This window comes from Scytonema sp. PCC 10023, assembly GCF_963920835.1.
Lineage (GTDB): Bacteria > Cyanobacteriota > Cyanobacteriia > Cyanobacteriales > Nostocaceae > Kalymmatonema.
In genome coordinates, this window is sequence record NZ_CAWUDP010000079.1 from 1 (window position 1) to 12,186 (window position 12,186).

Annotated in this window: 7 protein-coding genes, 1 tRNA gene and 1 pseudogene; 4 read left to right on the top strand and 5 right to left on the bottom strand. The window is 41.6% G+C overall.

Annotated elements, in window-relative coordinates:
* On the bottom strand, positions 1–1,669 hold a 1,669-nt coding region (locus tag ACM0OZ_RS35010; RefSeq protein WP_414587441.1), incomplete at its 3' end, for a tetratricopeptide repeat protein.
* A gap of 2,107 nt (positions 1,670–3,776) precedes the next feature.
* On the opposite strand from ACM0OZ_RS35010, the gene ACM0OZ_RS35015 reads away from it, so the two are divergent.
* The 3 genes and pseudogenes from ACM0OZ_RS35015 to ACM0OZ_RS35025 form a co-directional block, all read left to right on the top strand.
* A complete protein-coding gene (locus ACM0OZ_RS35015) occupies positions 3,777–4,847 on the top strand; it encodes a response regulator (protein ID WP_414587471.1) in 1,071 nt (356 codons plus the stop codon).
* Positions 4,848–5,905: 1,058 nt separating this feature from the next.
* Entirely contained in the window at positions 5,906–6,085 is a 180-nt protein-coding gene (locus ACM0OZ_RS35020; protein WP_414587442.1) for a hypothetical protein, read from the top strand.
* Between the two features lie 19 nt (positions 6,086–6,104).
* Positions 6,105–6,866 (top strand): annotated as a pseudogene (locus tag ACM0OZ_RS35025) (Hpt domain-containing protein); the annotation flags it as partial.
* Between the two features lie 224 nt (positions 6,867–7,090).
* Here the strand turns inward: ACM0OZ_RS35025 and cobA are convergent.
* The 4 genes from cobA to ACM0OZ_RS35045 form a co-directional block, all read right to left on the bottom strand.
* Positions 7,091–7,885, bottom strand: a complete 795-nt coding sequence (gene cobA, locus ACM0OZ_RS35030; protein WP_414587443.1) for a uroporphyrinogen-III C-methyltransferase — start codon at positions 7,883–7,885, stop codon at positions 7,091–7,093.
* The gene (locus ACM0OZ_RS35035; RefSeq protein ID WP_414587444.1) at positions 7,882–8,640 is read right to left on the bottom strand and encodes a sirohydrochlorin chelatase; all 759 of its coding nucleotides are present in this window, start codon (positions 8,638–8,640) and stop codon (positions 7,882–7,884) included. The genes cobA and ACM0OZ_RS35035 overlap by 4 nt, the downstream gene beginning before the upstream one ends.
* Before the next feature lie 335 nt (positions 8,641–8,975).
* On the bottom strand, positions 8,976–9,659 hold the full coding sequence (locus ACM0OZ_RS35040) for a manganese catalase family protein (protein ID WP_332989152.1): 684 nt from the start codon (positions 9,657–9,659) through the stop codon (positions 8,976–8,978).
* Positions 9,660–10,088: 429 nt separating this feature from the next.
* The gene (locus tag ACM0OZ_RS35045; RefSeq protein ID WP_414587445.1) at positions 10,089–10,469 is read right to left on the bottom strand and encodes a DUF4359 domain-containing protein; all 381 of its coding nucleotides are present in this window, start codon (positions 10,467–10,469) and stop codon (positions 10,089–10,091) included.
* Positions 10,470–10,586: 117 nt separating this feature from the next.
* On the opposite strand from ACM0OZ_RS35045, the gene ACM0OZ_RS35050 reads away from it, so the two are divergent.
* Positions 10,587–10,659, top strand: a tRNA-His gene (locus tag ACM0OZ_RS35050).
* Positions 10,660–12,186 lie beyond the last annotated feature (1,527 nt).

A 12,186-nucleotide genomic window follows, 5' to 3' on the forward strand; every position in this document is an offset into this window, starting at 1 on the left:
CCCGGTTGTTCCACGCTGAGTCGTAGTCAGGTTTGATTTCTATAGCTTTGTCGTAGCAGGCGATCGCATCTTCATATCGCCCTAACTTTTCCAGCGCATTACCCCAACTGTTCCAAGCTTCGTGTTTGTCAGGTTTGATTTCTATGGCTTTGTCGTAAGAGACTACTGCATCTTCATGTCGCCCTAAGTCATACAGCGCATTACCCCGGTTGAACCAAGCTTCGTGTTTGTCAGGTTTGATTTCTATGGTTTTGTCGTAAGAGGTGATCGCATCTTCATATCGTCCTAACTTTTCCAGCGCCACACCCCGGTTGTTCCACGCTGAGTCGTAGTCAGGTTTGATTTCTATAGCTTTGTCGTAAGAGGCTACTGCTTCTGTATATCGCCCTAACTTTTCCAGCGCAACACCCCGGTAGTTCCAAGCTGAGTCGTAGTCTGGTTTGATTTCTATGGCTTTGTCGAAAGAGGCTACTGCATCTTCATGTCGCCCTAAGTTACCCAGCGCATTACCCCGGCTGTTCCAAGCTGAGTCATCGCCTGGTTTGATTTCTATAGCTTTGTCGTAAGAGGCTACTGCTTCTGTATATCGCCCTAACTTTTCCAGCGCAACACCCCGGTAGTTCCAAGCTGAGTCGTAGTCTGGTTTGATTTCTATGGCTTTGTCAAATGAGGCTACTGCTTCTTCATATCGCCCTAAGTTACCCAGCGCAACACCCCGGTAGTTCCAAGCCCAGTCGTTGTCAGGTTTGATTTCTATAGCTTTGTCGTAGGATGCAACTGCTTCTTCATATCGCCCTAAGTGAAGCAGCGCATAACCCCGGCTGTTCCAAGCTAAGTCGTCGTCAGGTTTGATTTCTATGACTTTGTCGAAACAGGCGAGTGCATCACTATGTCGCCCTAAGTTACCCAGCGCATTACCCCGGTTGTACCAAGCCCAGTCGTTGTCAGGTTTGATTTCTATAGCTTTGTCGTAGGATGCAACTGCTTCTTCATATCGCCCTAAGTGAAGCAGCGCATAACCCCGGCTGTTCCAAGCTAAGTCGTCGTCAGGTTTGATTTCTATGACTTTGTCGAAACAGGCGAGTGCATCACTATGTCGCCCTAAGTTACCCAGCGCAATACCCCGGTTACCCCAAGCTTCGTGTTTGTCTGGTTTTATTTCTATGGCTTTGTCATAAGAGGCGATCGCATCTTCATGTCGTCCTAAGTTACCCAGCGCAACTCCCCGGTTGTTCCAAGCTGAGTCGTCAGGTTTGATTTCTATGGCTTTGTCATAAGAGGCGATCGCTTCTTCATAGCGTTGCAATTCATCTAACGCAATGCCTCTACCATGCCAATCTTCTGCATCTTCGGGTAGAAATACAATAGCTTGCTCAAAATCTGCCTGTGCTTGCTGTGTTTGCTTCAGTTTTTGGTAAGCCAAACCCCGCCGCGCTAGTGCCAAAATATAGTTTGGCTTAATTTCCAAAGCTTGGTTCAGGAATTCCACGGACTCCTGATATCGTTCCAGACGGTAGCAAGCTAAACCCAAGCCATACAACACCTGGTGGTTTTGCGGTTCCAGTGCAGCAGCTTGGTGAAAAGTTTCTAAAGCTGCTGCGTAATCTCCCCTATCCAGTAGGTAGTGTCCTTGCTCTAGTAAACTTGCCACGCTGGCGTTTGGCATCATCTTCCAACCGTCTGATTGTTTTAGTGACTATTTTAACTTATACATCAGTATCATTGCCACTCCGGAGTTATAACTCCGAGCTAATAGCTAAGGTGTATAAAAATGGACTTCAATTCTTGTCTCTTCTTGTTTATATAGCCGTTCTCAATTCAAGAGAACACAGTTTTAGACTTTTGTGGGATGAGCATTTTGCCATACGTGTCAACTTAAGCCGAAAACGTTGTAATTAGGTTAGATCATGCTCTCATCTTACCCACAATTCTCGCTCCACCCCGGTTTTGCCTGACGCCAAAACCTCCCCCCTCCCCTTACCAAGGGGAGGGGATTAAGGGGAGCCAGCGCTGCAGGAGGGTTTCCCTCCGCAGGCGACTGGCGTGTGGGGTAAATCAACGTGGAATAAAGGTTTAAATTTTAAGTTGACACGCATGGCATCCTACCCGTCGTGTATCTATCCGGGTAGACTTTGTCAGTATAGCCCTAGACTTCTAATCTAAGGGTTGTGAGGTGCAAGATATGTCCTTTCAGCACGCTTCCAGTTGTCAGTTAATTTCTTATATCAATTTTTGGCTAAAGTTGCTTAGCCTTCAGGGCAAACCGCCAAGAAACAGAAAACGCAATAGTATTATAATTTTTCTGTTAAAAAAGCTATTTATCAGTTGGAAAGACTATTTATAAATCTAAAATGTTCCTAAAATTATATAAACTTCATCAAATCTACATAATATTGTCAAGTCACCTTTACCAAGGCAGATTTTACGGCAGTATAAATTTTTCCTTATGGTTCACTTCGCGTTTGTTGCTCATAAATACATCTAACGTCTTGCTTCTGCGCAAAAGTTTCTATCTTACGAAGGATGCAAAGGCAGTTGCAGTCAAGCATATACTCCTTTACCTGTAGATGTATATGTGGTATGAGTATTTATTGATTCTTGTTATTATGTAGCATTAAAAACTTAATGCATCAGTATTTATTTCTTCTTTTTTGATTGTTTGCATCTTAATACATAAAACTTTCATGAATTCAGTTTCTTAGATTCAGTACAAGCGCTTAAACAACGAGACTTTTAAATCTTTCTTACAAACGATGTTGGAACCAAAGCGCTTTCTTACCCAATCTTTCACTTACTCATAGTAGTTTTCATACATCTTTTCACCTTTTTGGTGAAATTTATAGTAATCTAAATGTTAGTAAGGAAGTTACTTATCATCTACCCCCTAACTGAACTTTTCTATTTTTCAGGTATGTACTCCACTTCTTGAGTTTTGCAATAAATTCATGAAGGTTGTACTTAGAACTCTCCAGGGTAACGATTCATTACGAAAGAACGTTATATTTTGTTACCGATACATATGAAGAAATTACCTTCTTATGAAACAGTCGCTGCGTCTAATGATACAACATTGCTGTATGAGTTGTTACTATCACCACTCGTAGGAGTTTACGATTCTTGTGGTTCAAACAAGTATTCTCCTTGGGGGAGAGAGAAAACTTAGCGGACAAGGGTTTTATAGAAATGGCAAGCAGAGTCAAAATATACCTCTCCTGGTTTACAAATATATCAGTAAACCAAGAAATATTTTGTCTTCAAGGATACTTTGTCAAACTTTGTTTGAGAAACAGTTGTTGACTGAGTCAACACAACATACCTGATAATGGCACAAACTTTACTGCTAGATACGGTTCTCAAAACAACAGTGAGATAAGATCTGAAACTCTCTGCATAAGCCATGTGTAATTCCTCTATTGCTATAAGAAGAAGCAATAGAACCTAAGCAAAACCCTGAAGGTGCACAATTACCGCATTCACCAGGAATTAGGCATCTCCCAGCATTGCTCTTCTGTTGGGGAGCGCTCTTCGTTTTCTGTGATTGAGTCATTGCAATCTCACGTCTGTTATGGCTGTGTGTTAGCTTTCTGCGAATAAGTGCCAGTCGTGCTAATACTACTTCTTAATAACAGAAAGTACAAAGAGCGTGGCAACAATCGAAAGCCATTTTGCTATTTACAAATAGCACCATTTTTCTACTATTTAGCCATGAATACCTCTGTTCAGATCTTTATCATTCTTTCAGTTGAAAATGTTGATTTAAGTCCAAAGCCATGAATATGACGACACTTCCTATTGGTAGATACAGATTTTTTCAGACATTACAGCCATTATCTGTATTAGGAAAAATGACCAGTAAGCCTGTTACTGGTTGTTGGCAAGTTTTTAGCCCGTCAGCTTCTTGGTCAATTTATCTAGAGGAGGGTAAACTGATTTATATCTGCTCTGCAGATAAAATGTTTGATTTGCTTTACAAACATTTACAGCGTTTGAGTGAACAAATTCCTACTCTCGATAGTGGAATTGATAAACAGTTGCAAACGGTATTTGAAACAGGACTTGTCAATCAAGCAATACCGAATCCAGATTATTTGGCTATTTGCTGGTTAGTTAATCAAAAGTATATCACTCCTGAGCAAGCCGGGATGCTGATAGAGGAATTGGCGATAGAAATTCTTGAGCAATTTCTGAAGATAAAAGAGGGAAGTTATGAATTTACCTCGGAGAGTTTTCTAGATGATATGCCAAAGTTCTGTCATTTAGATTTGCGCTTACTAGTCGAAAAGTGTCAAACTCGATCCCCAAATCAGAAAAATACTAAATCACGAGGTATACAAGAGCGCCTTCACTCTTTGTCATCAAAAGTACGGCAGTTTCAAACAAAAACTGAGCAACAATTTGTCAACAAAAACAGTCATCAAACAGCAGAAGCCAACAGTAACGATGAGAAACAGCAGCAATTTTCCCAAAAAGGTTCTGAAACAAAACTTTACAAAGTTATCTGCATTGATGATAGTCCTGTAATCATCAATTCAATTACAAATTTTCTAGATAAAAAAATGTTTTCTGTAATCGGAATTAATGACCCCTTAAAGGCTTTAATGCAAATTATCCGCGTCAAACCGGATCTCATTTTACTAGATATTGAAATGCCAAACTTAGACGGTTATGAACTGTGTTCTTTGTTGCGTAAGCATTCGTACTTTCACCATACACCTATAATTATGGTTACAGGTAGAGTAGGATTGATAGACAGAGCAAAAGCAAAGATTGTTAGAGCTACAGGTTATTTAACCAAGCCTTTCACACAAGTAGATTTACTAAAAGTCGTCTTTCAACACATTGAGTAATCTATAACTCAAGCCAAACTAGTACTAAGCTTTACCTGTTTCAGTTGGTTTTATATACAAAGCTTTGAGTATTACTCGCTTTAGCGCACTTGTTGCCATTATAAAGTTTTTTTAAATTGCAAGTAATGAATTAATATAACAGTCTGCGGTTAAATTCAGTCAGTTCTGACACTTCAACCCTGAACTTCTCTCCTAACAACGGCTAGTAGTTTATGTCATTAATTTTGATATGTCGTAGGGGTCAGATCCCCGACAACTTTTACGAAGTCGGGGATCTTGTAACCCATTAGAATTAATGAAACACACCACTAGTAGTCCAGTACATTAACTTTGATACGGTTCGTAGTAAGCACGCTTCGTGCTTTAATAGAGCGCTTAAGCGCTCACTACATACCTCTCAAACAAAGCTAGTGGTACATCACTACAAGTTTAGGCTCAAATTTTGCACTAAGCCCAAGCGAATAGAATATGCGCTATCCGTAGGATAACCTGCTTGCGGTAGGTTTAGTCTGTTTGTCCGTAAATGCGGTTTCAACTGCTAGGTGCATTTCCTTGAACAAAGAATTATTCTGTTTCAGAAGCATTGGTTACAAAATTGCAAAAGTGACTCATGCTAAATCGGCTATGGAAATACTCTTATCATCAAAACAAAACTTGATAATTTCTTTTGGAGGAATGCTCATAATGAGCAGTTTTGCTTTTTAGGTTTGCTGCAAAATATATCAGAGTCATCAAAAATTTGTAAGGAAAGTGTGCTTTTAAGCTTAGTTGTGCCAGCAAGAAAAGGTACAAGTAGGTTATCCACAGATACCATGAAATTTTGTACTTCATAAGTACTACTAACCTTATTTCCCTATTTGGGAGGGTGTGTTTGCTAAGATAAAGAATTGTGACTAGTCTGATATTTCAAAGCTATTTTGCCTTCTTCAATTCTTCATATCACCTAATATTTGCTATTATAAATTATCTCATTTTAGTAGCTCACGAACATCACCCTTGAGAATTGCTTAATAGCTACAAAAATTAGTCATCTTTTCTTTGGCAATTGGAGATGACTAATGACGAATGAACGCCACTTGCTAACAAAGCGGGAAGCCCTTCTCAGTAGGGGAGACGCTAGGCGTATGGGTATGTCCTTCCGCCTTATGCCTGGGGCACAGATTGCGCTTACGCCAGTTAAGGGGGCGCGGGAAACCCTCCTACAGTACTCGATCGCTGACGCAGTGGCACTATCATGACTATTGACGAATAAACACTATGTTACGAGACAAGAAACTAGAAACCCAGTTGCAGTTTCTAGAGGAAGCAACTGACTCTCTCAATACTCTAGAAACTGTCTTATTGGAAGTCAAATTTAATCGTCAAATTGCTCTACCAAAAATCAATGACGGACTGAGAGCTGCTCATTCTATAAAAGGCGGCGCAGGCATGGTGGGATTTCGGACTTTAAGCGCTTTGGCTCACCGCTTAGAAGATTCCTTTAAAGTTTTGACAACTCAGAAAAACTTTTTAGAACTTGACACTGACTTGCAAAGTTTACTCCTAGCTGGAGTAGATTGGCTGCGTCAGATAGTGAAACTACATTCAGAAGGTTATGCTATTGATGAGCAGTGGTTAGCAACCTTTTGTTATCCAGTTTTTGAAGAGTTACAAGAACGCTTGTACTATTTTATTTCCGAGGATACCATAACGATTTTCTCACCAGAAAATGGGTTAAAAGACATTATTTCCTTACTTTTTAAAACAGAAGTAGAAGACTGTCTACAACGCCTAGAATCTTTGATTTTAGATGGCGAACAGTCTGTTTTGCACTCCGAAGTTGCTATGATGGCAACTGAGTTGGGTGGTTTGGGGGAAATGCTACAGCTACAAGCTTTTACTCAGCTTTGCAAGTCAATAACCGAAGAATTAGAAGCAGCAGAAAAAGTTGAAGAAATTGCTCGGTTAGCATTGCAAGCATGGCGGCGATCGCAAGCCTTGATACTTACAAATCAGATTGATAGTCTGCCAACAGAGCTTACCCACAATCTCCACACTTTATACCAATTTACATTCCAACAGCTAACCTCAGACTGGTAAAGGGGACGCTTGAATTGGGGACGCTTGGATTGGGGATTGGGTAATAAAGACCGAAAAATTATGTCCGGGGAAATATTGCCCGTTCCCAAGCCTAATAGCCAAAATTCGTAATTACCAAATCGAGGAAAGCGCAGGGGGAAACGTCCCTACGAGACTAGAAGCAATTACAAATTGTGAAATAGAGCGTGCATCTTAACCACTGCGCCAATGACAACAATTGCTGGCGCTCCAAACCCAGTTGTCTCGACTTGCTCTACAATTGTTCCTAGCTTACCAATCAATTCTTCCTGATCTGGTCGTGTACCCCAACGCACCAGAGCAATAGGCGTTTCTAAACCCAACCCAGCTTTGGTTAACTGTTCAACGATGTAAGGCAGATTGTGAATCCCCATGTATATCACAATCGTTTCTGAACCGTGGGCGATCGCATTCCAATTTACTGCGGGACGATACTTACCTGCTGCCTCATGTCCAGTCACAAAAGTAACAGATGAACTATATAACCGATGCGTCAAAGGTATACCAGCATAAGCTGGAGCAGCAATTCCCGAAGTAATACCAGGCACAACTTCTACAGGGATTCCAGCTTCTACCAATTCTTCCATCTCCTCACCACCGCGACCAAAGATAAACGGGTCTCCCCCCTTAAGCCGCACAACAATGGCATTATCCTGCGCCTTGGCAATCAGCAGCTGTGTCGTTTCGTCCTGGATCATCGAATGACGCCCCCGCCGCTTACCAGCATCAATTTTCTCTGCTTCAGGATTAATCATCGCTACAATTGCCGGACTAACCAAAGCATCATAGATGACCACATCCGCACACTCTAACAATCCTTTACCCTTGAGAGTCATCAACCCCGGATCTCCCGGTCCCGCGCCCACTAAGTAGACCTTACCCAAACACCTTGTATCTTCTGTGGGGTGGGCATCTTGCCCGCCGTTGTCTTCGCGGTTCATTTTTCCAACAAATCCCAAATCAATTCGACTAATTCTGCACGTGTTCCCAAAGGCTCAGCCAGTTGAAAACTCACCTCAGGAAACTGTAATTTTAACTCTTCTTGCCTTTGAACAACAGCATCAGTCATTCCACCTGGAAATAGGAAATATGGTATTGTCAATAAATTCCTGTACCCAGCGCTGATCAACTCTTGCACCTGCGCCTCAAAGCTGGGAGGTACACCCAAGTAAGCAGCCACTCCTCCTATAGCCGTTGCTATTGCTTCCACTGGATTGTTCCCTCCAGGGCGACGACTACCATGAGCTAAAAGAATTTTTGCTTCTGCTTTTGTCGCAACCACTTGCTTCGCCAGCAAGCGCCCTAAATTAGGGTGACTTCCCAAATATGGTTGTAGAGATATCTTGATATCTTGACCGAGAATTTGCGTTGCCAGTGCGACTTGGGCTGGAATATCTTCCATCACATGAACTCCTGGCAGCAGAAATAGCGGTAGGATTTTGAGACTATTGCATCCAGAATCCAAAGCATTCTTGCCAAATTTTATAATTTGCTCATGCAAGGGATCAGGGTTCAATTCCAAGTATGCTGTACCGACCAAGGTTTCGCATTTTGACAGGGAAGCTACGTCCCCAGTTGCAATCTTCGGTAAATCGCTTTGTCTGTTATGACATAACAGCCCAGCCAGATGTTGCATAGCAATTTCCGGACGCGGATCGCGACTTCCGTGGGATACCAGCAGATACGCAGATGCCATTGACAAGGACGTCACTCAAATGTTTTGGTTTACTTAATATAACTTAAGTTCAATTGGCTCACTATATGGCAGCAGATAGACATTGAAAATGCTGGAAACAACTGATATCATGCTCGCTTAGCCCATCAGAAAACTTATTTGTAGTAAGGACAATCCTTGCTTTGTCGCTAAAGAGGATTTTTGTCCTGACTACGAACTTCTGCACGGTTATATTATCGACATGATATGACTCTTAAAATGCTTTATAAATAGCAATTAGCCAGGAACTGTAAGTTCCTGGCTGTTGTTGTAGAGATTAATTGAGGATGCTGTCAGATGTCAGTTGATTTCTCTACTTACTTTTCTGCAACGGGGTCAGCAACGTAACGGAAAGTTGGTTCCGAGTTCCAAGGACCGCGTTCGTCCTTACCATTACTAGACAAGTTGTAGTAAATGTCCACAGTGGTATCAGGTTGGATATTACCGAAGAATGGGTCAGTTAACTTACCCAAAGAATCCAACGCCTTCATGAACATTTGGGTATGAGAAATTTCTCGTGTCAGAAGATGAACGAGTACCTGTTTAGTAGCGTCATCAGAAGCGAGCTTAATCAATTCTTCGTAGGTTTGACGTGCGCCAGCTTCAGCAGCAATGTCAGCTCGCAAATCGCGTACAACATCTCCGCCCTCATTGACATAGGCTGCTGTCCAAGCTTGACCTTGGCTATCTAACAAGTGAGGTCCCACACCCCGCACAGCAAACAACGTGCTTTTGTAAGCCTCGGTTTGGTCAACATTTTTGGTATGACCTTCAATCAGTTTGCCAACCATTTCTAAATGGCTAAACTCTTCGATAGCAATGTCTTGCAACATATCCCGAATACCAGGATTTTCGCAGTGCAAGGACTGCGTCCAGTATTGCAAAGCTGCTGTTAATTCACCTGTTGCACCACCAAATTGCTCTAGAAGCAGTTGGGCAAAACGTGGATTCGGTTCAGCGATGTTAACAGGTTTAATTGTTTCTTTTTTGTGAAAAAACACAACTCTGCTCCTTTTTTTTAATTTGTTTATTCCAGTTCTTTAAGAGTAAGTTTTGTGAATCGGACTCTTGTTGAAAGCTGGAAATTTTCTGCACCCATTCACAAATGTTAAGGGTGACAGCTCGCCCAAACCTGCATCCAGGGAAAGACTTGCTCTGTGAGTTGCTCTATCCAAAGTTATTATCTGAGCAAGCGAAGTAGGTAGGAACAAACAGAAAAAAAAGAAGAGCGAAAGTGAAAACGCCTGAAACTCGCGCACTCTTATTAATGAACGCCATTTGCACGCCCCGAGGGGCGCTTTGGGTTGGGGGTTTCCCTCCAACGGCGCAGTGGCTCCTAATCACAGTCCTCTCCTGTCACCAGACGCTGCGCGCCCTTCGTAGCTCCTCCGTTAGGAGGCACACGAGTTAACGTGATTTTTACGAGCTAGTTATTGCTTTTGAGCGCTGTATGTGTAGAAGTTGTCCAATGCTCCCACCGTCTCAAATTTATAAGAGGGTATCCAATTATTGAGTTTTAAATCTGTACGGTAAACACTAAAAAGGATGAAATCTTGTTTTTGTGTACGGATTGAGATAACTTCCCTGATACGCGGGTTTGCTACGTCTACCAATTGATCGCAGTTCATTTGTATTAAATTTTCTAATAAATTTGTAGTTTTCTTACAAACACTGCTTTTCAAGTATTCGGTCAGCCTTTCCACTGCATACTCTTCATATCTCGCCTGACTAGGATTTGTGTTCGCCATCGCCAGACCCAAAACTGATACTCCCACTACTCCCACACATGCAATAATAGTAAAGGCTCTCATTTTTCATAACTGCTATTCGCCGTAGTTATAAGACTCCAGATTAACTGAGTCCGTTCCTTTAACAAAACTACTGGATCTCTTGAACAAGAGGTGTTATAATAGGACATAACAATAATGGCGAGCGTAGCCAAGCGGTTAAGGCAGAGGATTGTGGTTCCTCCACTGGTGGGTTCGACTCCCATCGTTCGCCCTGAAGTTACCTTAGGTAACAAAACTTAACAGAAATCTTCAGTTAGCTTAGTCCAAAAGAAGCCCCACGTCTCACCCTGTACCCAGGGGAGCGTGGGATGAATTTTGGGGCGCTCATTGTACGTCCCCCGACCAATTTTCAGCGTCGCTGAATGAGGGAGTGGGGACAGTACTATGACTGCCAATGTCCGTGTTGGGTAAAGAGTCAACAAGCGTCTTCGACAATTTGGGTGACTGTCTTATCTTTGCTTGCTGCATATGACTGCAACTTGCTTAACCTACTTTGTTGATATCCTCAAATTCCATCGAGATTCTTTCATAATGGGTAGGCACTATCTACCCATTATGCTAACATAGAAATGTGTTGACGCATACTAAAAAGCTGGTCAACCATCTGTACCTAGACAAGTGAAGATAAGGGGTTTTACCGGGAAGTGCGGTCTTAAATTTGCTATTAATAGCCGACTACAGCCTCCGGTATGTAAAATCTTCAAGGAACGTAGGGGAATGGTTTTTCAATCATTCAAGTCGGGCAGGGCACGTACCTGACTATAAACTGCGGTAGTGGGAAACAGTTGGTGTACCACGAACGAAGTTCTGGAAAGATAAAATCTGCCAGAAGCCTACACCGACCGCTTGCGGCGGTGTAGGAGTGTCACCAATCGACACGAAATCCCCCGACTAAAAGTACGGGGGATGTGTTTTACAGAAATTTCAAACTATCGCGCTTAAAACCGTCTTGTGATCAGCCGATTATTTGCGACAAGTCACTGGAGAGCATTTTGCCTGTTCCAGCTTTTTCTAGGCTGCTATTGAGAAACAAGTTGAAAAAATTAAGAATTGTGTCATCCTATCTAAAAGATGCCAAGCAGAAAAATGAAAGTGAACCCACATAAGGCAAGTAAAGAGACAATAATTATGTTGCCTATACTGTGGTCTTGAACTGTTGCTTGTTGTGGATGTTCAGCCATATAAATCCACCCTGTTTTAAAGACTATGCTGAAATTATAAATACCAAAATAGATATTTTTCTTGGTAGAATAAAATACTTGATTTTAATTAAATTAAGTTTATCTTCCTAGCTGACTTAAAAAGAAAAAAATAAACTTTTGTTTGAGTCATTGCCACCATGAAACTGTAGGTGTCAAAAGGACGCTTGATAGCTACCTTCGACACATTGCCCAAAGCAGGTTGACCAAAACAGCCTTGCTTGTGAATACATCATTAAATTTTGTTTAAAATTTAATGGAAAATTTAAACAAAAATTAATTTTTTATAATCTAGAGTCAAAGGCGCTCAGGAAACTGAAATCCCTAAATTCATAAGCTTCGCGCGCTAGTTGCCCTCTACCTTCTTCATCTAGATAAGCTTTTTGGAGAATGGCTGTATGTGTTTAGAGTGACAAAAAATCTCATAGTAGGTTGATGTTTGCTATTCTGATTGTAACAAAAATAAAAAAAGAGTACGCCCTTAGTTAGAGTGCAAAATACTCATAGATAAGATTAGCGTAAAAAGGTAGAGAGGTTTA

Coding starts and splice junctions, on each gene's coding strand:
- ACM0OZ_RS35015 (WP_414587471.1), top strand. CDS start 3,777: ATGACGACACTTCCTATTGGTAGATACAGATTTTTTCAGACATTACAG.
- ACM0OZ_RS35020 (WP_414587442.1), top strand. CDS start 5,906: ATGACGAATGAACGCCACTTGCTAACAAAGCGGGAAGCCCTTCTCAGT.
- cobA (WP_414587443.1), bottom strand. CDS start 7,885: ATGAACCGCGAAGACAACGGCGGGCAAGATGCCCACCCCACAGAAGAT.
- ACM0OZ_RS35035 (WP_414587444.1), bottom strand. CDS start 8,640: ATGGCATCTGCGTATCTGCTGGTATCCCACGGAAGTCGCGATCCGCGT.
- ACM0OZ_RS35045 (WP_414587445.1), bottom strand. CDS start 10,469: ATGAGAGCCTTTACTATTATTGCATGTGTGGGAGTAGTGGGAGTATCA.